26 protein-coding genes, 1 tRNA gene and 1 pseudogene are annotated in these 23,676 nt (G+C 67.8%); 16 read left to right on the top strand and 12 right to left on the bottom strand.

All coding sequences use genetic code 11. From position 1 onward, the window contains the following. Nucleotides 1-30: 30 nt before the first annotated feature. Nucleotides 31-1,479, bottom strand: coding sequence for a GGDEF domain-containing response regulator (locus tag CVM50_RS04150; protein ID WP_100148425.1), 1,449 nt, complete (start codon nt 1,477-1,479; stop codon nt 31-33). A gap of 154 nt (nt 1,480-1,633) precedes the next feature. Between CVM50_RS04150 and CVM50_RS04155 the strand changes: the two genes are divergently transcribed. Next, on the top strand, nt 1,634-1,918 hold the full coding sequence (locus tag CVM50_RS04155; protein ID WP_085885976.1) for a DUF3572 domain-containing protein: 285 nt from the start codon (nt 1,634-1,636) through the stop codon (nt 1,916-1,918). Nucleotides 1,919-2,042: 124 nt separating this feature from the next. Here the strand turns inward: CVM50_RS04155 and CVM50_RS04160 are convergent, their stop codons facing one another. Then, nucleotides 2,043-2,501: a MarR family winged helix-turn-helix transcriptional regulator gene (locus CVM50_RS04160; protein ID WP_085885975.1), complete on the bottom strand. Its 459-nt coding sequence runs from the start codon at nt 2,499-2,501 to the stop codon at nt 2,043-2,045. A 169-nt stretch (nt 2,502-2,670) separates the two neighbouring features. Between CVM50_RS04160 and CVM50_RS04165 the strand changes: the two genes are divergently transcribed. Both CVM50_RS04165 and CVM50_RS21270 read left to right on the top strand, forming a co-directional pair. After that, nucleotides 2,671-3,366, top strand: coding sequence for an HAD family hydrolase (locus tag CVM50_RS04165; protein WP_085885974.1), 696 nt, complete (start codon nt 2,671-2,673; stop codon nt 3,364-3,366). 113 nt (nt 3,367-3,479) lie between these two features. Next, a pseudogene (locus CVM50_RS21270) lies at nt 3,480-3,578 on the top strand (hypothetical protein); the annotation flags it as partial. Here the strand turns inward: CVM50_RS21270 and CVM50_RS04170 are convergent. Together CVM50_RS04170 and CVM50_RS04175 are read right to left on the bottom strand one after the other, a co-directional pair. Continuing rightward, nucleotides 3,575-4,051: a CHAP domain-containing protein gene (locus CVM50_RS04170; protein ID WP_085886603.1), complete on the bottom strand. Its 477-nt coding sequence runs from the start codon at nt 4,049-4,051 to the stop codon at nt 3,575-3,577. The pseudogene CVM50_RS21270 and the gene CVM50_RS04170 overlap by 4 nt on opposite strands. A 280-nt stretch (nt 4,052-4,331) precedes the next feature. After that, entirely contained in the window at nt 4,332-5,120 is a 789-nt protein-coding gene (locus CVM50_RS04175) for an NYN domain-containing protein (RefSeq protein WP_085885973.1), read from the bottom strand. A 150-nt stretch (nt 5,121-5,270) separates the two neighbouring features. Here CVM50_RS04175 and CVM50_RS04180 point away from each other — a divergent pair, with 150 nt between their 5' ends. The 4 genes from CVM50_RS04180 (at nt 5,271) to ribD (ending at nt 8,813) form a co-directional block, all read left to right on the top strand. Next, nucleotides 5,271-5,858 carry a heme NO-binding domain-containing protein gene (locus CVM50_RS04180; RefSeq protein WP_085885972.1) on the top strand — a complete coding sequence of 196 codons (588 nt, stop codon included), beginning with the start codon at nt 5,271-5,273 and terminating at the stop codon, nt 5,856-5,858. A 191-nt stretch (nt 5,859-6,049) separates the two neighbouring features. Beyond that, nucleotides 6,050-7,030: a GGDEF domain-containing protein gene (locus CVM50_RS04185; RefSeq protein WP_085886602.1), complete on the top strand. Its 981-nt coding sequence runs from the start codon at nt 6,050-6,052 to the stop codon at nt 7,028-7,030. A 209-nt stretch (nt 7,031-7,239) separates the two neighbouring features. Further along, on the top strand, nt 7,240-7,707 hold the full coding sequence (gene nrdR / locus CVM50_RS04190) for a transcriptional regulator NrdR (RefSeq protein ID WP_085885971.1): 468 nt from the start codon (nt 7,240-7,242) through the stop codon (nt 7,705-7,707). Further along, on the top strand, nt 7,707-8,813 hold the full coding sequence (gene ribD / locus CVM50_RS04195) for a bifunctional diaminohydroxyphosphoribosylaminopyrimidine deaminase/5-amino-6-(5-phosphoribosylamino)uracil reductase RibD (protein WP_085885970.1): 1,107 nt from the start codon (nt 7,707-7,709) through the stop codon (nt 8,811-8,813). Before nrdR ends, ribD begins: the two co-directional genes overlap by 1 nt. 7 nt (nt 8,814-8,820) lie before the next feature. On the opposite strand, the gene CVM50_RS04200 is transcribed toward ribD, so the two are convergent. The 3 genes from CVM50_RS04200 to CVM50_RS04210 form a co-directional block, all read right to left on the bottom strand. Beyond that, complete coding sequence (locus CVM50_RS04200) at nt 8,821-10,848, bottom strand: capsular polysaccharide biosynthesis protein (protein ID WP_085885969.1); 2,028 nt, start codon at nt 10,846-10,848, stop codon at nt 8,821-8,823. 91 nt (nt 10,849-10,939) lie between these two features. Then, complete coding sequence (locus tag CVM50_RS04205; RefSeq protein WP_085885968.1) at nt 10,940-12,037, bottom strand: polysaccharide biosynthesis/export family protein; 1,098 nt, start codon at nt 12,035-12,037, stop codon at nt 10,940-10,942. Nucleotides 12,038-12,243: 206 nt separating this feature from the next. Further along, nucleotides 12,244-13,536 carry a capsule biosynthesis protein gene (locus CVM50_RS04210; RefSeq protein ID WP_085885967.1) on the bottom strand — a complete coding sequence of 431 codons (1,293 nt, stop codon included), beginning with the start codon at nt 13,534-13,536 and terminating at the stop codon, nt 12,244-12,246. A 317-nt stretch (nt 13,537-13,853) separates the two neighbouring features. On the opposite strand from CVM50_RS04210, the gene CVM50_RS04215 reads away from it, so the two are divergent. The 7 genes from CVM50_RS04215 to CVM50_RS04245 all read left to right on the top strand — a co-directional run bounded on the left by CVM50_RS04215 (nt 13,854) and on the right by CVM50_RS04245 (nt 18,321). Further along, nucleotides 13,854-14,444, top strand: coding sequence for a riboflavin synthase (locus CVM50_RS04215; RefSeq protein WP_085885966.1), 591 nt, complete (start codon nt 13,854-13,856; stop codon nt 14,442-14,444). A gap of 50 nt (nt 14,445-14,494) precedes the next feature. Continuing rightward, the gene (locus CVM50_RS04220) at nt 14,495-15,016 is read left to right on the top strand and encodes a hypothetical protein (protein WP_085885965.1); all 522 of its coding nucleotides are present in this window, start codon (nt 14,495-14,497) and stop codon (nt 15,014-15,016) included. Between the two features lie 199 nt (nt 15,017-15,215). Next, nucleotides 15,216-16,346, top strand: coding sequence for a 3,4-dihydroxy-2-butanone-4-phosphate synthase (gene ribB, locus CVM50_RS04225; RefSeq protein WP_085885964.1), 1,131 nt, complete (start codon nt 15,216-15,218; stop codon nt 16,344-16,346). Between the two features lie 4 nt (nt 16,347-16,350). Beyond that, entirely contained in the window at nt 16,351-16,878 is a 528-nt protein-coding gene (locus CVM50_RS04230; RefSeq protein WP_085885963.1) for a 6,7-dimethyl-8-ribityllumazine synthase, read from the top strand. A gap of 39 nt (nt 16,879-16,917) precedes the next feature. Further along, nucleotides 16,918-17,412, top strand: coding sequence for a transcription antitermination factor NusB (nusB, locus tag CVM50_RS04235; protein ID WP_085885962.1), 495 nt, complete (start codon nt 16,918-16,920; stop codon nt 17,410-17,412). Between the two features lies 1 nt (nt 17,413). Further along, entirely contained in the window at nt 17,414-17,920 is a 507-nt protein-coding gene (locus CVM50_RS04240) for a GNAT family N-acetyltransferase (protein ID WP_085885961.1), read from the top strand. Nucleotides 17,921-18,015: 95 nt separating this feature from the next. After that, nucleotides 18,016-18,321, top strand: a complete 306-nt coding sequence (locus CVM50_RS04245) for a hypothetical protein (RefSeq protein ID WP_085885960.1) — start codon at nt 18,016-18,018, stop codon at nt 18,319-18,321. A gap of 281 nt (nt 18,322-18,602) precedes the next feature. Here CVM50_RS04245 and CVM50_RS04250 read toward each other — a convergent pair whose 3' ends face one another. Together CVM50_RS04250 and CVM50_RS04255 are read right to left on the bottom strand one after the other, a co-directional pair. Beyond that, complete coding sequence (locus tag CVM50_RS04250) at nt 18,603-19,352, bottom strand: COG3904 family protein (RefSeq protein WP_085885959.1); 750 nt, start codon at nt 19,350-19,352, stop codon at nt 18,603-18,605. Continuing rightward, nucleotides 19,349-20,608 (bottom strand): hypothetical protein, encoded by a 1,260-nt coding sequence (locus CVM50_RS04255; protein WP_085885958.1) that lies wholly within the window; start codon nt 20,606-20,608, stop codon nt 19,349-19,351. Before CVM50_RS04255 ends, CVM50_RS04250 begins: the two co-directional genes overlap by 4 nt. A 172-nt stretch (nt 20,609-20,780) precedes the next feature. Between CVM50_RS04255 and CVM50_RS04260 the strand changes: the two genes are divergently transcribed. Next, entirely contained in the window at nt 20,781-21,236 is a 456-nt protein-coding gene (locus tag CVM50_RS04260; RefSeq protein ID WP_085885957.1) for an MmcB family DNA repair protein, read from the top strand. A gap of 37 nt (nt 21,237-21,273) precedes the next feature. On the opposite strand, the gene CVM50_RS04265 is transcribed toward CVM50_RS04260, so the two are convergent. Continuing rightward, complete coding sequence (locus CVM50_RS04265; protein WP_085885956.1) at nt 21,274-21,474, bottom strand: DUF6324 family protein; 201 nt, start codon at nt 21,472-21,474, stop codon at nt 21,274-21,276. Between the two features lie 438 nt (nt 21,475-21,912). On the opposite strand from CVM50_RS04265, the gene CVM50_RS04270 reads away from it, so the two are divergent. Next, nucleotides 21,913-21,989, top strand: a tRNA-His gene (locus CVM50_RS04270). A 63-nt stretch (nt 21,990-22,052) separates the two neighbouring features. Here the strand turns inward: CVM50_RS04270 and CVM50_RS04275 are convergent. Next, on the bottom strand, nt 22,053-23,300 hold the full coding sequence (locus tag CVM50_RS04275) for a site-specific integrase (protein WP_143515539.1): 1,248 nt from the start codon (nt 23,298-23,300) through the stop codon (nt 22,053-22,055). A 34-nt stretch (nt 23,301-23,334) separates the two neighbouring features. Then, a complete protein-coding gene (locus tag CVM50_RS04280; protein WP_085885954.1) occupies nt 23,335-23,595 on the bottom strand; it encodes a hypothetical protein in 261 nt (86 codons plus the stop codon). Nucleotides 23,596-23,676: the final 81 nt, after the last annotated feature.

Here is a 23,676-nt window from a genome sequence, read left to right on the forward strand (position 1 = left end):
CAGCACATCGGTCGCCGGGTGAAGAGCTGATCAGGCCTGGCGTTCCGCGCGCCCCTCCGGGGCGAGGGGCAGCGGGCAGGACGCCTCGCCACCTGGCACATGGCGCATGACCCGGTCCCGTCCGGCATGTTTGGCGGCGTAGAGCGCACGGTCGGCATCGGCCAGCAGGGCCTCCGGGCTGCGCCGCCCTTCGTGCCCCAAGGTCACGCCCACCGAGATCGTCAGCGGAATGGCCGGGCCACCATTCTCCGGTCGGACGGGACAATCGCGGACGCGGGCCCGCAAACGTTCGGCGCTGGCCAGGGCCGCCTCGGGATCGGTGGCCGGCAGGATGGCCAGGAATTCCTCCCCCCCGATCCGCGCCAGCACATCTTCCTTGCGCAGATTGGCCCGCATCACCTCGGCCACGGTCTGCAGGGCCAGGTCACCGGCGGCATGGCCGAAGCGGTCATTGACCGTCTTGAAATGATCCAGGTCGGCGACCATCACCGCGAAGGGTTCCCCCAGCATCGCCCCGCGCCGGGCCACCTGGGCCAGCAGGGGTAGGGCATAGCGCCGGTTGTAGAGCCCGGTCAGCGGATCGGTGATCGAGGCGCGCATGCCCTCGTTCAGGGCGAGGCGCAGGGACTGGCGGCGCATCAGCCTGGCGCGTAGCAGCCGCAGGCGCGCCACGATCTCGGCAGCATCGAAGGGGCCGGTCATCACGGTGCTGGCGCCGATCTCGAACCCCTGGATCTGGGTGCGCGCGGACGCACCGGGGGCCAGCAGCAGGATCTCCTGGTCCGGCTGATCGGCGCGGGCCTTCAACCGGGCCAGCAGGCGCAGGCCCAGGGCCTCGCTCCCTGGGGTCAGGCCCAGCACCAGCAGCCCGGCCCGATCCGGCAGGATCTCGGCCGACAGGCTGCTGCCGGTTTCGCGCAGGCTCGACAGATCGCGAAACTCGATCCGGAAGCCCGGCGCCCCTGTCAGCTCCGTCTGCCAGGCGCGGGCGCTGTCGGGCTCGGGGGCCAGCACCGTGACCCGCGTGGGGGTGCGGAAGCGGGCGCGATCCTCGGCCAGGCCCGGCAGGGATAGGGCGGCGCCGCGCGGCTTCAGCGTCTGCAGCAGTTCACGCGCACGATCATGGCTGCGCAGGCGCGCCTTGAAGACCTCCTGCGGTTCGCTGCGCGCGATGACGTCGTCGGCGCCGGCGACCAGCAGGTCCGACCGCCCCATGTGGGCCCCGGGCGCGGTGACCACCAGCAGCGCGGCTTCCGCCAGCCGTGGCGTGGCGCGCAGCCGTCGCAGCACACCGGCCGCAGGCGCCCGTGCCAGGTCATCCGCCACCAGCAGCATTGCGGGTTGCCATTCCGCGACCTGGGTCAGCGCCTCCTCCAGCGTATCGGCCAGGCGGATCTCGTAGAAGGCACCGGACAGCCGCGCCGCCAGGGTGATCCGGCGGGTGACATCGTCGTCGAGGATGAGGATACGTCCGGGCATGCGGTTGGGGATCCATTGGGGCAGGGCGACGGGGTGCAGCGGCGCTGCGGGCGGGGCGGGGGCAGTGGGCCGCCAGAGCGGTCTTGCTTGGGCCATGAATTGGTGAAATTGGTTAAGAAACTCTTGCACGTAATTTACCGGTTTTGTGTCAGCCATGCCCCTGTCCCGCGCCCGCGCCGAAGAGATCGCCACCGCCTGCCTGGTCTGGCTGGCGAACGACGAAGAGCTGCTGCCGGTCTTCATGGGGGCCAGCGGCCTGGCGGCCGAAGACCTGCGAAGCGCCGCGCAAGACCCTCATTTCCTTGGGTCTGTTCTGGATTTCGTGCTGATGGACGATGCCTGGGTGATGGCCTTCTGCCAGGCCGAGGGGCTGGACTACGAGCTGCCGGGCCAGGCGCGTCAGATGCTTCCGGGCGGCGAACAGGTGCATTGGACCTGAAACCGCTACGATCCCGGAGTAGCTGTTAACGAACACGTGATGGCAAGATCGCGCCGAGTGCGCCCCGCGCTATCGGCAAGGGGCCGCGTACCCGGGGCGTGGCGGACGCGGGTCGCCTGGGGTCTTACAGGTGGCTCAACTGCGCCTCTTCGCCCTCGGCCAGCTTGCGCAGCAGGCGGCGCAGTTCGACGGTTTCGGCCTCGCCCAGGCGTGCGGCCATGACATCGCCGTTGGCGCGGGCGAAGGGCGTGCCGATGCGCACCGCCTCGTAGCCCTCATCGGTGAGGTGGATCTGTCGGGTGCGCCGGTCCCCGGTGCCCGAGCTGCGCGACAGCAGGCCGGCCTGTTCCAGCTGCCGCAACGCGCGCGAGGTGGCGGTGCGGTCGATGCCGACGAACTCGGCCAGCTCCGAGGGCTGCGTCAGCCCTTCGTTGGCCACCCCCAGCAGAAGGCACCAGGTGATCCGGGTCAGGCCGATCTCGCGCAGCTTCTCGTCCAGGCGACGTTCCTGCAGCCGGGCCGTCACCGACAGCCAGTAGCCCAGGGAGTCATGCAGCCGGTAAGGGGGGGTCTCACTCTCCATGGGGTCATGAGACTGAGCAGCGGAGGAAAGTCAAGCATTGCCCCGGGACGTTCCGGCCGCCCGCCTCCTCGAAACCTGTGCCTTGGGGGCTGCCGGCCCTTGTGCCCGCTTGCGCGATCGCGCAGCTTGCGCGCCATGGCCAGCGGCGGCGAGACAGAGAAAGGACAGCATGCTCAGGGGATTGATCTTCGACAAGGACGGAACGCTCTTCGACTTCGGCGGGACCTGGAACAGCTGGGCCCGGGACGTGATCGCGGATCTGTCCGGTGGGGATGCCACCCGCGCCCGGGCGCTGGCCGACGCGCTGCGTTTCGACCTGGATCGGGGGGAATTCCACCGCGACAGCCCGGTCATCGCGGGCACCAACCGCGAGGCGGCGGAGCTGCTGCTGACGCAATTGCCGGGGCGTGACCTGGCCGGGGTCGAACGCTGCCTGGCTGAGACCGCCGCCCAGGCGCCCTTGGTGCCGGCCGCGCCACTGGCGCCACTGCTGCGGGAGCTGAGCGAGGCGCGCGGGCTGCACCTGGGCGTGATGACCAACGATGCCGAGTTTTCCGCCCGTCGCCAGCTGCGCGCGGCCGGGATCGACGGCTTCTTCCCCTTCCTGGCCGGGTTTGATTCCGGGCACGGGGCGAAACCCGACGCGGCACCGCTGCTGGCCTTCGCCCGCCAGACCGGGTTGGCGCCCGATCAGATCGGCATGGTGGGGGACAGCACCCACGACATGCTCGCTGGCCGCGCAGCGGGCATGACCTGCATCGCCGTGCTGACCGGCCTGGCACCGCGGGAAGAGCTGGCGCCCCATGCGGATGTCGTCCTGCCCGACATTGGTCATCTGCCCGACTGGCTGGCCCGCGCGGGCTGACCGCGCGGTACCGGCGCATGTGACAAAAAGGACGGGTGGTGTCGTTTCCCCGCGCGTAAGCCGCTGTTTGTGCGCGCTTCTCTGGGGCAGAGCCAAGGGAGGGTGCCATGACCGCAGCCCCCCAACCCTATACCAACATCAACTCCACCTCGCCGCTGAAGCACGACTATCCGATTCTGGACGGCTGGAGGCGTATGGCGCGGCGCGATCAGGCGCCGGGCAGGATGAACCCTTCGACCGGGTAGACGGAGCCGAAGGCGCCGGGGTTGGTTTCCACGCGCACGCGGGACCAGTCGTTGGCCTCAGAGACATCGATGACGGCCATGCCCAGCGACACCTCGTTGCGGTGCCAGTTGGCGTGGTCGATCAGCAGGCGGCGGTCGCCCTGCTTGGCGGAGACGACGGCGACGTGGCCCAGGGGCATCGAGTTCGTCGCGCTGAAGGCCATGACGGCGCCGACTTCGGGGGCCTTGCTGACGGGGTAGGCCTCCTGGGCCTGGGGCCACCAGGTGCGGGCATTGCCGCGGATCTCCACGCCCGAGAGGTTGCGCGCGAATGGCACGCACCAGACGCGGGCGCCCCGGCTTTTCAGCGCATCGACCTCTTCCATGGCGAAGGACAGGCGTTGCGGGTGGATCCCCGGTGTTTCCTCCTGCGGCATCTGGGTGCAGGCGGTGGTGGCCATCAGGCCAAGCAGCGCCACAAGGCGTCGCGGTGTCGTGAAGCGCACGGTTTGTCCCCGAGTTGATCTCTGGTGTAGCTGGCTCGTGCCGGTCCGGTGGCCGGCGGGTCAGTCGCTTTTGCGTGAAGATCAGGTGAAGGCCAAGAGGGGGCGACCGCGACAGGCGAGAACCTGCGCATCAGCGGGAACCGATCGGCGGAGAGGCGCGTTACGCGCGCGAGCTGGGCAGCGAGGCATCGCGCCGCAGGGCGGGCGGGGCGCATCGGGCCCGCCCGCCGGACGCTCAGTCCAGGCGGCGCACTTCGACCTGGTTGCCCTCGCCGCGGCGCGTCTCGAACAGCGGCAGGGACTTCACCAGATCGCTCAGCTTGCGCTTGCCGTAGCTGCGGGTGTCGAAATCGGGTTTGGCGGCGGTGATGTACTGGCCGATCTGGCCCAGCAGGTACCAATCGTCATCCTGATTGATCGCATCCATGGCGCGGATGATAAGCTTCGTCGGATCCTCGGTCTCCGCCGGCGCCTCGGACACGCTGGCGGGCGTCTGTGCCTCCTTCGTGTCCTCCTTGGCCGCCGTGCCGGAACGGCCGCTGCGTTCCTTCTTCGCCGTGTCGGCCTTGCCGGTGTCGGGCAGCAGGTTCTCGACGTAGATGAACCGCTTGCAGGCCTTCACGAAGGCCGCCGGCGTCTTGCGCATGCCCATGCCGAAGACATCCAGACCCTGTTCGCGGATCCGGCTGGCCAGGCGGGTGAAATCGCTGTCCGAGGAGATCAGGACGAAGCCGTCGAAACGGCCCGAATGCAGGATGTCCATCGCGTCGATCACCAGGGAGATGTCGCTGGCGTTCTTGCCGGTGGTGTTGGCGAACTGCTGGAAGGGCACGATGGCCAGGTTGGCCAGCTTGTCCTTGCTCCAGCCCTGGGGGCCACCGCCGGAGAAATCGCCGTAGATCCGTCGGATGCTGGCCTCGCCCAGCGTGGTGATCTCCTCGAACATCGCCTCGGCGTACTTGGCCGAGATATTGTCTGCGTCGATCAGCACCGCCAGGAGGGGCGGCTTGGTGTCGGTCGGCATGAAAACCCCTTTGCTCATTTGGGCCGACCCTATGGCGTTCGGCGGCCGAGGGCCAGCGGTTCCGGCCCGCGGGCCGCGCTTGGGCGGGCCGCCGTTGACCCGTTCTTAAACCTCCCGCGCGATGCTGCGGCAAAGGACGACGGGCCGGTGATGCACGGATTGATCAACAGATCGCTGCAATGTTTCCTGCGCGACACCTATGGGGCCGCGCTGTGGGGGGATGTCGTGGCCGCCGCCGATCTGCCTGTGGCGGAGTTCGAGGCGATGCTGACATATGAGGACGCGCTGACCTTCCGGGTACTGGACGCGGCAGAGGCGCGGCTGGCCAAGTCTCGCGCGACCCTGCTGGAGGATCTGGGAACCTACCTGGTGTCCCATCCCCATAACGAGGGGCTGCGTCGCCTGCTGCGCTTTGCCGGCGTGGGGTACGAGGATTTCCTGCATTCGCTGGACGAGCTGCCGGATCGCACGCGGCTGGCCGTCTCTGATCTGGATCTGCCGCAGATGGAGCTGCGGCAGCTGTCGGGCAACCGCTATCGCATCACCTGTTCGGCCCATCCGCCGGGCTTTGCCCATGTTCTGGTCGGTATCCTGCGGGCCATGGCCGATGACTATGGTGCGCTGGTGATGCTGGACCACGCGGGCCATCACCAGCAGGAGGAGGTGATCGAGGTGACACTGGTTGAATCCGCCTTCGCCGAGGGTCGGGCCTTTGACCTTGGGGCGCGCGCCGGATGAGCCTTTCGCGACCAGACCGTGATGCCGCGCTGTCGCCCGGCCTCTGCCAGTCGGCGGAAGGTGCGGCGGGCGCGGTGAGAGGGCGCGCAGATGCGGAGGCGGCGGACCTGCCCCGGGATGCGCCAAGCGCAGGGATCGCTGACGGGACCGGCCCCGTGCTGATCGGCCAGGCGGCGCATCCCCTGCCGCCGATGCCGCAAGGCGCGCTGGATATCCTGGCGCCGATGCACCTGGTGCTGGATGCCACCGGCCACGTGAGCCACGCCGGCCCCACGATGCAGAAGCTGCGCCCCGACGTGCCGATGGCCGGTCAGAGGTTCCTTGAACTGTTCGAGCTGTCGCGCCCGCGGGCCGTGGACAGCATGGCGGCGCTGCTGGCCTCGGCCGGGATCAAGCTGCACCTGCGGCTGCGCGATGCCCCGCGCACGGCGCTGAAGGCGGTGCTGGCGCCGCTCTTGCCGGACGAGGCCGGGCGGGCCGGGGCTGTCGTCACCTTCTCCTTCGGGATCTCGATCCTCGACGGGATCCAGACCTACACCCTGCATTCGGGCGATTTCGCCCCCACCGACCTGACGATCGAGATGCTCTACCTGATTGAGGCGAAGACCCTGGCGATGGAGGCGTCGCGCACCCTTAACCTGCGGCTTCAAGGGGCGAAGATCGCGGCGGAGGAACAGGCCTTCACCGATACGCTGACCGGGCTGAAGAACCGCCGCGCTCTGGATCACGTCCTGGCCCGGCTGATCCGCACGGGGCAGGATTTCTCGCTGATGCACCTGGATCTGGACTGGTTCAAGCAGGTCAACGACGGCCACGGCCATGCCGCCGGCGACTACGTGCTGCAACACGTGGCCCGGCTGATGCTGGATGAAACCCGCGCCGGCGACACCGTGGCGCGCATCGGCGGGGATGAGTTCGTCTTGCTGTTCCACAACCTGACGAAACGCAGCCGGATCGAGGAAATCGCGGCGCGGCTGCTGGCCCGGCTGGAACAGCCCGTCACCTTCGAGGGGGCGGTCTGCCGGATTTCCTGTTCCATGGGCACCACGCTGTCCTCCGCCTATGACGCCCCGCGGGCGGACCAGATGCTGGCGGACGCCGATGCCGCGCTCTATGCCTCGAAACATTCCGGCCGGGGGCGGCACAGCTTCCACGTTCCGCCACCAGGCTAGCACGCTCGGGCCGTGACCCGCGGGCCTAGCTGCGCCAGGCGCAGCCCGACGCGAGCTTTACCGCCTAAGCGCCGGGCAGCGTGGCAAATTCGCAGCATATCTAGCGGCGCGAAATGGCCCCTACCCAATCCTCAGTAGACCCCCTATAGTGCCTGTGGATAAGATCGAAACGCGCCCATATCTGGGCGCGCGATAGGGAGCAACGTGCGATGCGCTGTCCGTTCTGCGGCAATGTCGATACCCAGGTGAAGGATTCCCGCCCGGCGGAAGACCATGCCGCGATCCGTCGCCGGCGCTTCTGCCCGTCCTGCGGGGGCCGGTTCACCACCTACGAACGCGTGCAATTGCGCGACCTGGTGGTCATCAAGACCAATGGCCGTCGCGAGGATTTCGACCGTGACAAGCTGGAACGCTCGATCCGCATCTCGATGCAGAAGCGGCCTGTTGAGCAGGAACGCATCGACCAGATGATCTCGGGCATCGTGCGCCGGCTGGAAAGCATGGGCGAGACCGATATCCCGTCCAAGGTCATCGGCGAGATCGTGATGGAAGCCCTGGCGCGCATCGACACCGTCGCCTACGTGCGCTTCGCCTCCGTCTACAAGAATTTCCAGGCCGCTGACGACTTCGACAAGTTCGTCAGCGAGCTGCGCCCGAACCTGCCCAAAGACGAGTGATGACCCGTCCCGAGGACGTCCGCTATCTGGCGCTGGCCCTGTCGCTGGGCCGGCGGGGGCAGGGCCGTACCTGGCCCAATCCGGCCGTGGGTTGTGTCATCGTGAAGGACGGTCGCATCCTTGGCCGCGGCTGGACGCAGCCGGGCGGGCGGCCCCATGCGGAGCGCGCGGCGCTGGATCAGGCCGGTGAGGACGCGCGCGGCGCCACCGCCTATGTCTCGCTCGAGCCTTGCGCCCATCATGGCCGCACGCCCCCCTGTGCCGAGGCGCTGGTCGCGGCGGGCGTGGCCCGCGTGGTGGCACCCATTGCCGACATCGACCCGAACGTCGACGGACGTGGCTTTTCCATGCTGCGCGACGCCGGCGTCGAGGTGACGACCGGTCTCTTGGCCGAGCAGGCGCTGTCCGATCACGCGGGCTTCTTCTTCAATCGTGCGCAGGGGCGGCCGCTGGTCACCCTGAAGATGGCGCTGACGCTGGACGGGCGTATCGCTACGGCCACCGGCGAAAGCCAGTGGATCACCGGCCCCGCCGCCCGGCGCGAGGTGCATGCCCTGCGCGCGCGCCACGACGCGGTGATGGTGGGGGCGGGCACGGCCCGCATCGACGACCCCACGCTGACCGTGCGCGACCTCGGTATGGATCATCAGCCGGTGCGCGTCGTGGTCTCCCGTCGCCTGGACCTTCCCCTGATGGGCAACTTGGCCCGTACCGCGAAGGAGGTGCCGGTCTGGATCTGCCATGGCCGTGATGCCGATCCGGCGCTGGTCGAGGCCTGGCAGGGCCTGGGCGCGCGGCTGTTTTCCTGTGATCTTGCGGGCCGGCAGCTGGATATTTCCTCGGTCCTGCAGGAGCTTGGTGCGGCCGGGCTGACGCGGGTCTTCTGCGAGGGCGGTGGCGCATTGGCCGCCACGCTTCTGGCGGCGGACCTGGTGGATGAGCTGATCGTGATGTCCGCCGGGATGCTTCTGGGGGCCGAGGGCCGTCCCGGAATCGGCGCCCTGGGCGTCGATCGGCTGGCTGAGGCGCCCCGGCTGACCCTGGTCGAGATGCGCGCCCTGGGCTCCGATGTGTTGACCCGCTGGGCGCGTCCGACCGCCGGCTGAGCCGCCTCTAACGCCAGAGCCATGCTTGGGAGGCCAGCGCGCCTTGCGCCTTGGCCAGAAGCCGCAGGTGCCGCGCGCGCGGCGGCACCTTGCCCTCCCGCAGGCGGGAGACCGCCACCTCTACCGTGCAGGGCTGGCCCGTCACCGGATCGAAATAACGCGGATAGTCGATCAGGGTGGCATGCACCAGGCCTTCCAGCGGGACCCGCATCCGGCGGCGCGACAGGTGATCGACGTCGCGGGTCAGGCCCCAGCCGGCGTAGAAGGGCAGGCCGGTGCAGAAGACCTCGACCCCGCGCAGCAGCGCCTCGAACCCCATCAGCGATGTCATGGTCCAGACTGCATCCACGCCCGCCAGCAGGGCGGCGGGATCGGTCTCGGTCACCACCCTATCGGCATAGCGCCGCGCCTCGGCCTCGGTCAGGGCGCCGGGGCGCAGCCCGCGTTGCACGTCGGGGTGCGGCTTGTAGAGGATCAGCGCTCCCGGTTCCACCTGGCGGGCGGCGGCCAGCAGGTCGAGGTTGCGGGTGACCGCCCCGCCGCCCAGCCGGACCGAGGCGTCATCTTCGACCTGGCCCGGCACCAGCAGGATGCGCTGACCGGGACGTCGTTTTGGCAGCTCCGGCAGGTCCGTCGGTTCACCGAGGTTATATTTCGACAGGCCGGCCGCGCGCAGCTCGGCAATCAGGCGTTCCGCCCGCAACGCCTGATCGGGGCGCAGGTTGGCGCGCGCCTCGATCAGCCGTTCCAGACGGCTTTCGCGGCATGGGTCGTAGTACATGCCCAGATCGTCGAGGCAGAGCGACAGCGGCGGCACCAGGTCCGCCCCCAGCCCGCGCGAGCGCAGGAAGCCGTCCTCGACGCCCGTCGCACCGCGGGTTGCGGGACCCCAGGTCATCCGCTTCTGCGGCCCGTTCCCGGGCGAAAACCGCATCCGTTTCTGCTGGCCGAAGAAGGCCTGGAAATGGCCGCGTTTCCACAGCCGGATATTGTCGGCACGCCAGCCCGCGCGGTCCTCGCGCCAGGCGCGCGCGCGGGCAGCCAGGGCCTCGGCGGCCTCTTCGGCCTCGCACAGGCGATCGTGGTGCGGGTCATACCAGTAGGGGTAGAGCAGTAGCGCCCCGGTCGCCAGCTGCGCGCGCGTCAGGCTGCGGCCCCGGCGGGAGGGGCCGTGGGGAAGGGGGTGGCGATCGTCGCTCAACCCCCAGCCGGCATAGAAGGGCTGACCGAAGACACGGGGACGGTGGCCCGCCAGGATCGCCTCGAACCCCAGTTGCGAACTGACGGTATAGACCGCCACCGCGCCTTCCATCAGCGCCCAGGGGCTTACCGGGGCGTCCAGCAGGGTGATCTTGCCCTCGGGCGCCGTCGCCACGTCCTGTTGGCCGTAGTACCCCGGGCGGCGGCCCTGGGCTGTCTCGGGATGGGTCTTGATGACGATGCGGGCGCCGGGGTGTTCCTCCTGCGCCCAGTAGAGCATCTCGCGGAAGGTGTTCGCGTCGGCGCCCCCGAGGCGGACCGAGGCATCGCCGCGCAGCTGGTCGACGACCAGCACGTAGCCCGGCGCGGGCAGGGGCAGGGCGGGGTCGGTGGCGGCGTATTTTGACAGATGCGCCTCGCGCATCCGCGCGATCAGTCCGCGCGACCGGGCCAGCAGGTGGCTGTCGTCCAGCGGATGGCGTTTCAGCAGCCGTTCCAGTTCCGACGGCGCGCTGCCGTCGAAATGGCTGGCCAGGCGGTCGATGGTCAGGCTGAGGGGGGGCTCGCGCCCCGTGCGCGCGGGATGCAGGGAGCGCAGGAAGCCATCCTCGATCCGCACAAGCTGCGCGCCCGTGCGCTCTGCCACGGCCTCGCCCCGGCGGGCATAGGGGGAATGGCCCCAGACCCCGACCAGACCCTCCGGCTCCGGCCGGCCCAGGGGGGCGATGCGATAGCCTGCAAGGTCGAGGATGCGGCGCAGGCGCGGCTGGCGCAGGAAGCCCGCGTTGTAGACATGCAGCTTCAGCTTGTCGGTCTCGGCCAGCGTCTCCGGCATCGGGGCTGCCGCAGCGTCATCTGCCTGGTTCCGCTCTGCCTCCGCCCCGTGTTGCTCAGACGACGAAAGGCGGCCGGTCGGCGTCATGCGGTTACTGGCCTGCCAGGGTGCTCAGGGCGTTGACCGATCCCAGCGAACCGGTGAGCGCCGCGATCGTCTTGTCCCACTGGGTGAACGGGGCCTCGGTGACATAGAGCAGATCGCCGTCGCGGATCAGGAAGTCGCGCGCCATGAACATGCCGTTGGGTTGCGTCAGGTCCAGCACATAGACCATGCGCTGCGCCCCGATCAGGTCGTTCCGACCCAGCACCTGGGCGGCCACTTCCTCCGCCTCGTTGCGGAAGACGAAGACGCCGGTGGGGTCGGCCGCATTGGCCTGAAGCCCGCCCGCCTGGGCGATGGCCTCGATCCCCGACAGGGTCTGGCTTTCGAAATCGATGACCGACTGCGCGCCGGTGGCACCCAGCACGGTGAAGGAGCGTGTGTCTTCCTCGATCAGGATGCGGTCGCCGTTGCGCAGGGCGATGTCGTAGCGCGGATCGTCGAACAGATCCTGGAACCAGATGGTCGATCGCTGGTTGCCGCGGATCACGGTGATCTGCGCGCTTTCGGGCGCCACGGCCACGCCACCGGCGGCGGCCAGCATGCCCGACAGGCGCAGGGTGGGGCGTTCGATCGGGTAGACGCCGGTGCCGGCAATCGCGCCGATCAGCGTCACGGTCGCCCCGTCGCCGGCCTCGCGGCGGACCTCGACCTGCGGGTCGGGGGTCTGGTCCTGAAGTTTCTCGGTGATGATCCGCCGGATCGCCTCGGGGCTGTTGCCGGCGGCCCGGATACGGCCCGCGTAGGGCACGAAGATGAAGCCCGCGCCGTCCACCTGCACGGAGTCGAGCGAGGTGAAATTCACGCCTTCGCTGGCCAGCAGCCCCTCGTCGACGTTTTCCCAGATGGTCAGCGACAGGGTGTCGCCGGGGCGGATCACGTCGGCGGCCACGGCGCCTGCGTTGCGGAAACTGTCGCTGAAGCCCAAGGCGGGGATGACGGCGGTGGCGCGGGTTACCCGGTCATTGACCGCGATGACGAAGGCATCGCCCTCGCGCTGGACGGACCCGGCGTAGATTTCCCGCTTGGTCGGACCGCTGCGCGGCAGCACGTCACAGGAAGAGACCGCCAGGATCGTCGCGACCATCGCGACGGACTTCGCCCATCGGGTAGCTTTGGGGTTCACTGCTCGTCTCCTCGACCTGTGTCCGGTCGTTGTTGTCGTCGCGTCTTGCGCCGCGCGTTTGTCTTGCCGCGATCTGCCCGGGCTGGCCCCGGATCCGTCGGCGGATCTGCCTCATTATTCTCAGGTTACAGGAGCTTGGGGGCAAAAGCCAGCCTCCTGCGTATGTCTCAGGGCACGGCGCGCAACTGTTGCCGCGGCGCCGCGGTCCCCTGGGCCAGGGCATCGTAGGGGTCTTCCTCGGCCAGCATCATGTCGACCACCTGGCGCATCAGCTGGCGCCGCCCGGCGGCGGAGTAGAAGCCGCCCGCGACCTGGCTCGTCTCCAGCAGGAAGCGGCGGTAGTCCTGGTAGGCACGCCGGTCGGGGCGGGTGGCGCCGGCGAAGAAGTCCGCCAGCGGCTGGGTGGAGACGAACTCGGGCTTGTCATAGACCGCCGCGCCAAAGGTCTTCAGCGGGATGCCTCGATAAAGCACCTGCTGCCCGGCGGTGGAATTCACGGTAACGGCGCTGCGGGTATCGGCCAGAAGGCGGGCCAGCTTGCCGCCGCGCACGTAGTGCACGCGGTCCGCCAGGCCGGTCTCGCGCGCCAGCCGCTCGATCTCACGCCTCAGGGGGGCGCGGCCGTCTTCCAGCGGATGCGCCTTGAATACCAGGTGGTGGTGGCGCGGCGCCCCTTCGGCGAAGCCGCGCATCACCACGCCCAGGAAATCCGTCATGCCGGTGAAGGGCGAATGCGCCTGGAAGGAGCTGTCATGCGCCAGTTGCAGCAGCACGACATGGTAGGGAAAGCCCCCGCGCCGGATGCGGCGGGAGGCAAGGGCGCGCCTTGCGGCCGTGACCGGCAGGCTCAGCAACCGTTTGAGATAGAGCTGGAATTCCCGGCTTACCCCGATCTCCCGATGGGGGCGGAACTGGCGGTAGCGGCGATTGGTGCACAGCACGAACCAGTGGTAGAGCGCGCCGTAGAACATGTGCTGGCGCATGTCGCCCCAGACTGCCGGGGGCAGGGGGGCGTCCATGTCCGACAGGGCCAGCATTCGCCGCATGTCCTCGACCCCGAGGCGCATCAGCCGCGAATTGCCGTTCGATCCGTCGCGTTCATAGGTGACCCAGTAGGGGCGCATGTAGCCTTCCTCGAAGACATGCACCCGCAGGCCCCGCACCTTGGCGGCGGCCACGGCCTGGGCGTGGATCGGGCGCACATCGCCGTAAAGCACCAGGTCGGTCACGCCCTTTTCGTCGCAGAGCGCGGCGAACCGGTCAGGCCAGGCCTCGGATCTGTCGCGGAAGGGAATGTAGCTGGCGCGGTCGGGCCAGAAGGCGGCATCGCCGGCGTTGAAGCCCACGCGCCAGCAGGTGCCGCCCGCGCGGCGCAGCGCGCCGGCCAGCTGGTGGAAGAAGGGGCCATGGGGGCCCTGCAGGAACAGGAAGACCCGCTCGTCCGGTGTCTTGTCCGTCATCTCGTTTCCCCGAAAGCGGCGCGGTGTCCCTCCGGCGCCGCCGTGCAGTCTGTGCCAGCAGGCTTGCCGCGTCAAACCGGCAGAAATGTGACCCGTCTCTGGCCGTCCGGGGGTATCTGCCCCGGCACACCGAAGGCCCTAGCATGACAATGCTGCCGGGGTCTTGTCATTTCGCGGGCAGAACGGGGGGCTGGACGGGGCGACCGGGCCTCTGCCTCTTGCGGGGGCGCACGCGGCGCGCTACGCCCGTGGCAACATGAGGCGCTCCGGTCCCCTTTCCCGGACCCCGGGCGCGACGACCAGCAGGAGGCCCGGCCATGTTCACCGGCATCATCACCGACCAGGGCGAGATCCGCGCGTTGACCCATGGCGGCGACCTGAAGGCGCGCATCGGCTGCGCCTATGACATGGGAACCGTCGACCTGGGCGCTTCGATCTCCTGCGACGGCGTCTGCCTGACCGTGGTGGAGATGGGCCCCGACTGGTTCGACGTCGACGTCTCGGCGGAAACCCTGTCGAAGACCAACCTCGATATCTGGGCCGAGGGACGGGTGGTGAACCTGGAACGCGCCCTGAAGGTGGGCGACGAGCTGGGGGGGCATATCGTGTCGGGGCATGTCGACGGGGTGGCCACGCTGGTCTCACTGACCGACGAGGGCGACAGCACCCGCGCGGTCTTCGAGGCTCCGGCCGCGCTGGCGCGCTTCATCGCGCCCAAGGGCTCGGTCGCGCTGAACGGCACCTCCTTCACGGTGAACGAGGTGGACGGCGCCCGCTTCGGCATCAACATGATCCCGCACACCAAGCAGGTGACGACCTGGGGCCGCGCCGCAGAGGGCGACCGGATCAACCTTGAGGTCGATACCATGGCCCGCTACGTCGCCCGCCTGCAGGAGTTCGAGGCCTGACCGGCGGGGGCAATCCCCGGGCCGTCATCGGCCACAATCAGGGCCCCTCGATGGAGGCGGGCCGCCGGTTCCGCGCCCATATGTGGGCCCGCGCCCAGGCCAGCCGGGCCGAGGCGAAGTTGCCGATGGCCATCCACCGGTCCCGCATCGCCCGGGCGAAGGAGCTGGGGCTCAGCTACTCCGACTACAGCGCCATCCGTGCCACCTCGGGGCGTGACATCGCGGGCTACCTGATCTCCTCCAACGCGCTTGGCGTCCAGTCCAACAGCGCGCCGCCGCCTGCTTCGGTGGCGGAGCGGCTGATGGCGATGCGCCATGTGCTGCGCGTGGGCCTGGCGCATCCGCCGCTCTCGCCGGCTGTGCTTATGGACCGGGTGGCGGGGCTCGACCTGGCCTTTGCCGCGCCGCCCCTGCTGGGCAGCTGGCCCGAGATTCGCGCGGCGCTGGCCCGGGCGCAGGGGCGCCTGCCGGCGGCGGGGCTGGTGGCGATCACCGCGCTTGGCCTGGAACGCGACTGGGTGACCGCGGGCGGCCTTGCCGGCAGCCTGCCCGCCGAGGCGCTGTTCGGCTGAGGCGCGCTGCCCGTTTCGCGGGCAAAGCCGGCGGCGTCCGCCCCGGTCCTGCCCCCGGCGCCGCAGCCCCCGCGCCAGCTTGTCGATTTCGGGCCGGAAAATGCGGGCAAGGGACGTTCCTGCGCTGCGGAACGTCGTCTGTGACTGGCCTTTCGTCCGCCCCTGCGGTAAGGCCAGCACGAGTAACAAGGAGCGTGCCATGTCCGAGAGCGCCGCATTCGAGAACAAGGGCCCCGTCGAGGAAAGCTGGTCCGATGCCATCTCCTCCATCGAGGAGATCATCGAGGACGCCCGCAACGGCCGCATGTTCATCCTCGTCGACCACGAGGACCGCGAGAACGAGGGCGATCTGGTGATCCCCGCACAGATGGCGACGCCCGAGGCGATCAACTTCATGGCGACCCACGGGCGCGGGCTGATCTGCCTGTCTCTGACCGGCGAGCGCGTCGATGATCTGGGCCTGCCGCTGATGTCGTCGCAGAACTCGTCCCGGCACGAGACCAACTTCACCGTCTCCATCGAGGCGCGCGAAGGCGTATCCACCGGCATCTCCGCCCATGACCGCGCCCGCACCGTGGCCGTGGCGATCGACGCGGGCAAGGGCCCGCAGGACATCGCGACCCCGGGCCATGTCTTCCCGCTGCGTGCCCGCGAGGGGGGTGTTCTGGTCCGCGCCGGCCATACCGAGGCCGCCGTGGACGTGTCGCGCCTGGCGGGCCTGAACCCCTCGGGCGTGATCTGCGAGATCATGAATGAGGACGGCTCGATGTCGCGCCTGCCGGAGCTGATCGGCTTCGCGCAGCGCCACGGGCTGAAGATCGGCACGATCTCCGACCTGATCGCCTACCGCCGCCGCCACGACAACCTGGTGCGCGTCTCCAAGGAGGAGAACGTGCAGTCGGAGTTCGGTGGCGAGTGGCAGCTGAAGATCTACACCGACGAGACCCAGGGCGCCGAGCATATCGTGATGATCAAGGGCGACATCTCGGGCGACGCGCCGGTGCTGGTGCGGATGCACGCGCTGGACCCGCTGCGCGACGTGGCCGGCCTGGGCGCCGCGGGGCGCTCGGACGAGTTCCGCACCGCGATGAAGCTGATCGGCGAAGAGGGGCGCGGCGTCGTCGTCCTGCTGCGCGACCTGCAGATGAAGCTGGAGGGGGGCGAGGCGGTGTCGCCGCAGACCCTGCGCCAGTATGGTCTGGGTGCGCAGATCCTGACCTCGCTCGGGCTGTCGAAACTGGTGCTGCTGACCAACCACGCGCAGCCCAATGTCGTGGGCCTGGATGCCTACGGCCTTGAAATCACCGGCACCCGCCGGATCGAGGAGTAACCCCATGGCCGGTTCCGAACAGCATTACACCCTGCCGCGCGGCGAGATGACCAAGCCTGCCAAGGTGCTGATCGTCGTGGCGCCCTACTACAAGGACATCGCGGATGAGCTGATCGCCGGCGCCCGCGCCGAGATCGAGGCCTGGGGCGCGACCCATGACCTGATCGAGGTGCCCGGCGCGCTGGAGGTGCCAACGGCCATCGCCATGGCCGGCCGCATGGCCGAGTATGACGCATTCGTCGCCCTGGGCTGTGTCATCCGCGGCGAGACCACCCATTACGAGACCGTCTGCAACGACAGCTCGCGCGGGCTGACCCTGCTGGGCCTGCAGGGGTTGTGCATCGGCAACGGCATCCTGACGGTCGAGAATCGCGACCAGGCCCTGGCCCGCGCCCGGGTGGCCGAACAGAACAAGGGCGGCGGTGCGGCCGCTGCGGCCTTGCATCTTCTGTCGCTTTCGCGCAAATGGGGCGCTCCGAAAGCCGGGGTGGGATTCCTCCCGGCTGCCGATGACCCCGCCCGCGCCGGTTGAAAACGACCGCCCGGACCCAGCAAAGAAGACGCACCCCAGATGAGTGACGACACCCCGACCCCGGCCGTGCCCCCTTCGGGCAACCAGAAGCGGAAGATGCGCTCCGCCTCGCGTCTTTATGCCGTCCAGGCGCTCTACCAGATGGAACTGGCGGGGATGTCCGTCGAGAAGGTGATCGTCGAGTTCGAGGATCACCGCTTCGGCGCGGAATACGAAGAGGCGGAGTATCTCGACGGCGACGTGGACCTGTTCCGCAAGACCCTGCGCGATGCGGTCAACTGGCAGGTGAAGATCGACCAGATGACCGACCGGGCGCTGGTCGCCAAGTGGCCCATTGCCCGTATTGACCCGACCCTGCGCGCGCTGTTCCGCGCCGCCGGGGCCGAGATGCTGGAAGGCGAGGCGCCGCCCAGGGTGGTGATCGTGGAATATGTCGATGTGGCCAAGGCCTTCTTCCCGGAAGGGAAGGAGTCGAAGTTCGTCAATGCCGTGCTGGACCACATGGCGCGCGAGGCCAAGCCGGAGGCCTTCTGAGGTGACAGGCCCGTCCCCCGAAACCGCCTCGCGGCCCGCGTGCTGGCGCCCGGCCCGGGCCGACGATCTGCCGGCCATCTCTGCCGTTCTGACCGATCCCGCCTTTTTCGACGTGCTGGGCGCCGTGACGCCCGAGGCGCTGGCGGAGGCCTGCGCGCCGGATGGCGCCCGCCGCCTTCTGGCCTTCGACATCGACGGCAGTCTGGCGGCCTTTGCCTATCTTTCGGGCTGTGACGGCGACCGTCCCAAACTTGAGGAATTCGCGGTCCTGACGCGCGGCCGGGGCACTGGTACGCGCGCGCTGTCGGCCTTGCTGGAGGTGCTGCGGGCCGAGGGGCGGGCGTCTTTCTGGCTGCATGTGGTGCCCGACAATTCCCGCGCCCTTGCCCTCTACCGGCGGTTGGGGTTCGGGCGTGAGGAGGTCCTCCCCGACTTCTGGCAGACCCGGAACGGGGACCGCGTGGACCTGCTGCGCCTGCACTACGACTTCGTCCCCGCCGGGGTGTGATCGCGCTGCGACAGCCTGTCCCGGCGGGAAACCCTGACAAGCGGGGCGTTTTGCTGTAGGATAGGTTCAGCGCAGACAGCTGCAGGAGCTCTCCCATGCCCAAGCTCATTCGTCTTTACATCACCCAGTGCCTCATCGGTTTCGGCATCTCGGCGCTGTTCACAGCCGGGCTGGTCTATTTCGACGTGATGGGCCTGCAGCGGCTGGTTCTGGGATCCTCCGACGGTCTTCTGGGCGCTTTCCTGATCTTCTTCTCCAACGGCATCGTCTTTGCCGGGGTGCAGTTCGCGATCTCGATCATGCGCATGGCGGAAAAGGACGATGGGCCGAAGGGCGGCACCCGCCTGCCGATCCTGGCGCAGCCGGTGCGCGTCGAGGCAACGGCCAAGTCGCGCCGCTGATCGGCTCAAGTCGTTCCTGTTGAAGGGAAAAGTGGCGGGCCCGCACGCAACCGTTTGAGTGACGCATTCCCGAGGACCTGATTATCAGGTGGGCGCCAGGTAACCGGACCACGGCCCGGACAGAGCCAGCTCCCTCGGAGTTGCTTAAGGCCACCGGAATGTACTCGTTCACGAGAAGGGCAGCACCCGCCGAGGCCTGAGGTAGGCCCTTCACCGGCGCGCGGCAAGGGGGCCGTCGGCATTTTGCGTAAATTCGCCTTCAGCCGCGCGGGCTGCTGTCGTCATTCTGCCGTCGTCAGCAGATTGAAATCGCGCAGTTCCTCCCGCGTCAGCAGATAGATTTCCTTGGGGGGCGTCATCAGCGCGGGCTCCATCAACCGCAGGTCGATCCCCATCTCGTCGAGGTAACGCATCACCAGGCCTTGGCCGCGCTGGATGTCCGACACGGCAGTGAAAGCGGGCAGTAGGGTGTTTTCGCCGAAATAGTGCTGGTGGACGCCGATGCGGGCGTCCTCGTCGGCGCTCCGCTCCGTGCCGGCAGCCAGGACATAGGGGCAGGCGGAGAGGCAGATGGCCCCGCTTTCCATGTCGGTGTTCAACCCGGCCTCACGGATCGCGCGGCCCAACTCCAGCGCGTCGGTCACCGACCCGCCGGGGCTGTCCAGGCGGATGACCTGTGGCGCACCGTCGCCGCGGGCCTCGATCTGCCGAATGATCCGCTCGCCATCCCCCGGGGCGATCTGCCCGCTGAGGCTCCAGGCGCCGTCACTTTCGGTCAGCACCAGCCGTTCGGGCATCGAGCCCGAGGGCGCGACGCCGGGGCCCGCGGGGCGCGTCGCGGGATCATAGCGGCGGGTCTGATCGCCCGGGGTGGTGGGCTGATCCAGGTCCGGGGCCGCGGGGCCGCGCGTCGGCAGGGAGAAGTCGCGGCCAAGGTCGCCCGCGAAGAGCAGCAGCGCCAGCAACACCTGCAGCCCGAGCGCCGCCGTCAGCGCGCGCCGAAGCGGGCGGGCGGAGGGATCGTCGCTCATGCCTCGCCTTTCCCGTCCGGGACGGTCGTCGTGTCAGGGCTGGCGCGGGCCGGGGCGTCCGGCAGCTCGGCCCGGCCATGCGCCAGAGCCACGTCCACGTCCCGCGCGGCGGCCAGGGCGGCGCGCAGTTCGGACACGGTCATGCGGTCCTCGATCGGCACCGCCTCGCGGCCTGACCGGATCGCGGTATGGGTGACCGTCAGGATCAGCACCAGAACGGCGGGCAGCAGGTCGATGGCGATGGCGCCGGCCCAGGAGGGCACGAAGTTTCCCGCGTAGCGGATCACCGCGTCGGCGGGTGACAGCGGCGTATAGGTGATCTCCTGGGGGCCGGGCAGGGAAGTGACCTCGGAGGCGGCGGTTTCCAGCGTCGCGGCGCGCTGTGCCAGCACGTCGAGCACCGATGCGATGGTGGTGCCTTGGGCACTGCGGTTGGCCTCGGTCCCGCCGTCCAGTTCGGGCAGAACGACCGAGGCGGTCAGGTCCTGCGCCGCGCGTTCCACCAGTGGCGCCACCGACAGCTGCCGCAACCGGGCGATCAGACCCGCCAGCTGCACGGCCTGCTCCGAAAACTCCACCGCGCGGGTTTCCACCGGTCCGGGTTCCACGGTCAGCGCGCGCATCCGGCTGAGGATCGCATTGCCCTCGGCGAAGGCCCCGTCGACCAGCGGTGACTGGGCCGCGATCTGCTGTTGCAGCGCCGACAGCTCTTCCGATTTCTGCCGCAGCACGCGGAAGACCGCACCGCGCCCGGCAAGGCCCGACAGCCCGCCCGAGGCCTCCTGTTCGGACAGGTCAGCAAAGCTCTGCTGGACGCGGGCTACGTCACGTTCCAGACCCTGGGCCGCCAGGGCGTTCTCGTTGGCGCGTTCCAGGGCCGCCTGGTAGTCCTGCACCGTTTCCGCCAGGTGCTGTTCGACCGCAGCGCCGCCCGCCAGCGCCGCAGCGTTCAGCCAGGACGACATGGCGACAATCGCCAGGGACCCCAGGCCGAGAGCCCCCATCAACCCGGCGCGCGACCGCGCGGTGCGCATCGCGGGGAAAAGGCGCATCAGGTAGGACCAGAAGACGAAGATGCCCGTCGAGACGGCGACGGAATAGGCGATGGCGGCAAAGGCCTGCATCGCGCCGTCCCCGTCCAGCAGGGATTGCACACCGAGGTAGGTGTAGATGCCTGAGGCGACGGCCAGCACACCCAGCGCGGCGCCGGTGAAGGTATCGAGAAAGCCCAGGTGGCCTTCCAGTTCATGCACCATGCGGGCGCGGGGATCGGGCCGTGTGGCCCGGGTGTCCTTCGTCGGTTCGGTCAAGCGGATCTCCGAGGGTTCGCCAGCACCCCCTGCGGGCACCGTCCCGTTCCAGATAGGGCGCGGGGCGGCGCAAACCAAAGGGGCTTGCGCATGTTCATGGAATGTTCAGAATGTCGGCATGCCCGTGACGTCCCTTTCCCCCGATCCTGCCGCCCCGCAACCCGGTCAGCTTATCGCCCGTGGCGTCTGCCGCCTGCTGAAGGGCCATGACTTCGCCCCGCTGGAGGAGTTCGTGCCCGAACGCGGCAAGCGGGTGGACGTGATGGGCCTCGGCCCCAAGGGGGAGATCTGGGTGGTCGAATGCAAGAGCAGCCGCGCCGACTACCTGTCGGACAGCAAGTGGCAGGGCTACCTGGACTGGTGCGATCGATTCTTCTGGGCCGTCGATCAGGATTTCCCGGTAGAGCTACTGCCGGAAGAGAGCGGGCTGATCATCGCCGATGCCTACGGCGGAGAGATCCTGCGGATGCCCGATGAGCAGAAGCTGGCGGCGGCCCGGCGCAAGGTGATCTCGCGCAAGTTTGCGCGCGACGCGGCCCGGCGCCTGCAGGCACTGCGCGACCCGCGCGTCTAGGCCCCGGCGGAGCCGGGGCAGCGCGGGTCTGGATCGGTCAGCGGCGCTTCTTGCCGCCGGCCTGCTGCGCGGCCTGGGCGGCGGCGCGGATTTCCTCTGCGATCTCGATGGCCTCTTCGGGTTCGAAATCCATCGGAATTTCCAGGCTGCCGGCGTCGATGAACAGGCGCACCATGCCCTGGTCGGTCGGACCGATCTGCAGATTCGCTTCGATGTCGCGTTCGGTGTCGATACCCATGAAATCCAAGCTCCGGAAAAGAACCCAAGGTCGTTACCGCGGCGCAGGCGCTTTGGCAAGGGGGGCGCGGGAGCGGCTTTAGGGCGGATACGGTGCCGTAGCGTGTCTTTTTCGCGGCGTCGAACACATTTTTGACACATTTAGATGTGATACAAAATTCAACTTCGGCCACATTGGCCACCCTCCAGACAAAGCCACCTCTTCCTCGGGGTGTCAGTCACAACACAGGCATGACGTCCGGCCCTCCGGATCTTGTCCAGCGCCACCTTCGGATGCTCTCCCGAAGGTGGCGTTTCTGTTTTCGACGGCTGAAACGCCGGGATCCATGCCAAGGCCCAGCGAGTCTCCGGTCACGGCGGTGGGGCGGACGACGGGGTGAATTTTTGCGCCAAAGCCCTCTTGCATTCGCGGGCGGGGCTGGGTAAACGCCCCTCACGTGCCGCCTTAGCTCAGTTGGTTAGAGCGCTGGATTGTGGATCCAGAGGTCCCCCGTTCAAACCGGGGAGGCGGTACCATAAAATCAGGTGCTTAAACCGATCTTTTGTTGTGACCTGAAAGTGGGTTGTCTCATGGTTGTGTCAGACTGACCTAGGTGCGTTCCGCATCTGTACTACCTTGGCAATATTCTGCTCTCGATTCCTGACATATCGATCCGTCGTGGTTACGTTCTGATGGCCCGCTGCATCGCGCAGGATCATAGGGTCTAGGCCTAGGGTCCCAGCCTCGCTTATACCGCCGGCGCGGGTGTCCATCATCTTGACGCTTTCTGGAACTCCAGAGGCCCTACGGCAGCGAATGAAAGCCTGTGTCCAGCCGTCGCGGGTGTAGGGCATGTTGGTCCGTTCACCGATGATGACGGGTCCTACGCGGCCTCTCGTGGAGAGGATGCGCAGGCGGCTTCTCAACTCCTCCGCGTGGGTTAGATCAAACCATAGAGGTTCAGGCATGGAACGGCTTGTTTTTGATACGGTTTTCCTAAATCCGGTCAGTCCGTCATCGAACATGTCCCACGTCAGTCCATCCTGCCAACGCTCGTGGCGTTGCGGCAAGTGGCGTGTCCTTCGGTTTCTCTCGACCTCACGTACTATGCCTTCGGCATTGGCGTTGCAGTCGAGCCAATGTCCCCTGACATCGACGGCCCGTAGGCAAAACACCCACTGGAAGAGCAGGCCGGTCGCGAAGGCAAAAAGCCCCTGGGCGTCCGCATAGTCGACTACAGCCCTGATCTGTTCACGGGTTGGCGCTGTGGTCTTCCTTGGTGGCGACTGGATTCTCATATGTGCTAATATGCTAGCTACCTTGATCGCTGGGTTGTGCTCGATCAAGGCGCCGTAATTCACTACGATTCGCAGGTGTGTAAAAATTTTTTTAATGTAGGCGGTGCTACGACCCTTTTCGGCCATGCCGTCGCGGAGATTGCAGAGTAGTTCGTAGTTGGTATTTGCAATCTGGATTTTTCCGATCGCGCGGTCCAGTTTGTCCGCGTAGATCAGATAGCTTTCACGTGTGTTGGCCTTCACGTTTTGAAACGGGCTATGTTTATCCGTCTTATAGCGATCGATGAGCCAACTCCAAGACCCAATGTCGTGCTTTTCCGTATCTACCCCGAAATAGGCCAGCATCTCGCGAGTGAGTTTTCGTGCTTCTCGCGCGCGATCCAGCTCTAGTCCATCCCCCTCCACGCCGGACAGTCGAACCGAGGTTTTGGGATATCCCATTTTTCGGAACTTTGTGCTAGGTTTCCAATACCACCATTTCTGAGATTTTACGGCGCCCGGAGCATAAGTCGGATCTGTTCCGTCCCAAAGAGCATCTTTGTAGGTCACTTGGGAACTCCTCCATTCAGTGTAAAAAGTTGGCCTAAAGTGCGCCGAAGTTTATGTTTTTCTTTTTGGCGCTGGAAACGACCAGATTTTCTGGGGCGATGCTGCGTCGATTTTCGATCCAGGCCTTCACATCGGCTTTGATGTAAAGTTTCAAGATGGGGTCGGGTCGGGGGAAGCCTTCCGACTCGAGGTTTTTACGTCGATTTCGGAAGGCTTCGGGTGACATGCCAAGGAAACTTGATACCCACCGAGTGCTGCCGACGGCGGCCTCCGTTGTTAGGGTGCGATCTTTCATCTATCTTTCTCCCTCTCCATCAACTGCCCACAATTCGCCCTCACTACAGCCGCGGCCACGGGCGGGCAGACGGAGTTTCCG

It is taken from the genome of Pseudooceanicola marinus (genome assembly GCF_002786295.1).
GTDB lineage: Bacteria > Pseudomonadota > Alphaproteobacteria > Rhodobacterales > Rhodobacteraceae > Pseudooceanicola > Pseudooceanicola marinus.

Coding starts and splice junctions, on each gene's coding strand:
- CVM50_RS04150 (WP_100148425.1), bottom strand. CDS start 1,479: ATGCCCGGACGTATCCTCATCCTCGACGACGATGTCACCCGCCGGATC.
- CVM50_RS04155 (WP_085885976.1), top strand. CDS start 1,634: ATGCCCCTGTCCCGCGCCCGCGCCGAAGAGATCGCCACCGCCTGCCTG.
- CVM50_RS04160 (WP_085885975.1), bottom strand. CDS start 2,501: ATGGAGAGTGAGACCCCCCCTTACCGGCTGCATGACTCCCTGGGCTAC.
- CVM50_RS04165 (WP_085885974.1), top strand. CDS start 2,671: ATGCTCAGGGGATTGATCTTCGACAAGGACGGAACGCTCTTCGACTTC.
- CVM50_RS04170 (WP_085886603.1), bottom strand. CDS start 4,051: ATGGCCACCACCGCCTGCACCCAGATGCCGCAGGAGGAAACACCGGGG.
- CVM50_RS04175 (WP_085885973.1), bottom strand. CDS start 5,120: ATGCCGACCGACACCAAGCCGCCCCTCCTGGCGGTGCTGATCGACGCA.
- CVM50_RS04180 (WP_085885972.1), top strand. CDS start 5,271: ATGCACGGATTGATCAACAGATCGCTGCAATGTTTCCTGCGCGACACC.
- CVM50_RS04185 (WP_085886602.1), top strand. CDS start 6,050: ATGCCGCAAGGCGCGCTGGATATCCTGGCGCCGATGCACCTGGTGCTG.
- nrdR (WP_085885971.1), top strand. CDS start 7,240: ATGCGCTGTCCGTTCTGCGGCAATGTCGATACCCAGGTGAAGGATTCC.
- ribD (WP_085885970.1), top strand. CDS start 7,707: ATGACCCGTCCCGAGGACGTCCGCTATCTGGCGCTGGCCCTGTCGCTG.
- CVM50_RS04200 (WP_085885969.1), bottom strand. CDS start 10,848: ATGCCGGAGACGCTGGCCGAGACCGACAAGCTGAAGCTGCATGTCTAC.
- CVM50_RS04205 (WP_085885968.1), bottom strand. CDS start 12,037: ATGGTCGCGACGATCCTGGCGGTCTCTTCCTGTGACGTGCTGCCGCGC.
- CVM50_RS04210 (WP_085885967.1), bottom strand. CDS start 13,536: ATGACGGACAAGACACCGGACGAGCGGGTCTTCCTGTTCCTGCAGGGC.
- CVM50_RS04215 (WP_085885966.1), top strand. CDS start 13,854: ATGTTCACCGGCATCATCACCGACCAGGGCGAGATCCGCGCGTTGACC.
- CVM50_RS04220 (WP_085885965.1), top strand. CDS start 14,495: ATGGAGGCGGGCCGCCGGTTCCGCGCCCATATGTGGGCCCGCGCCCAG.
- ribB (WP_085885964.1), top strand. CDS start 15,216: ATGTCCGAGAGCGCCGCATTCGAGAACAAGGGCCCCGTCGAGGAAAGC.
- CVM50_RS04230 (WP_085885963.1), top strand. CDS start 16,351: ATGGCCGGTTCCGAACAGCATTACACCCTGCCGCGCGGCGAGATGACC.
- nusB (WP_085885962.1), top strand. CDS start 16,918: ATGAGTGACGACACCCCGACCCCGGCCGTGCCCCCTTCGGGCAACCAG.
- CVM50_RS04245 (WP_085885960.1), top strand. CDS start 18,016: ATGCCCAAGCTCATTCGTCTTTACATCACCCAGTGCCTCATCGGTTTC.
- CVM50_RS04250 (WP_085885959.1), bottom strand. CDS start 19,352: ATGAGCGACGATCCCTCCGCCCGCCCGCTTCGGCGCGCGCTGACGGCG.
- CVM50_RS04255 (WP_085885958.1), bottom strand. CDS start 20,608: ATGGTGCATGAACTGGAAGGCCACCTGGGCTTTCTCGATACCTTCACC.
- CVM50_RS04260 (WP_085885957.1), top strand. CDS start 20,781: ATGCCCGTGACGTCCCTTTCCCCCGATCCTGCCGCCCCGCAACCCGGT.
- CVM50_RS04265 (WP_085885956.1), bottom strand. CDS start 21,474: ATGGGTATCGACACCGAACGCGACATCGAAGCGAATCTGCAGATCGGT.
- CVM50_RS04280 (WP_085885954.1), bottom strand. CDS start 23,595: ATGAAAGATCGCACCCTAACAACGGAGGCCGCCGTCGGCAGCACTCGG.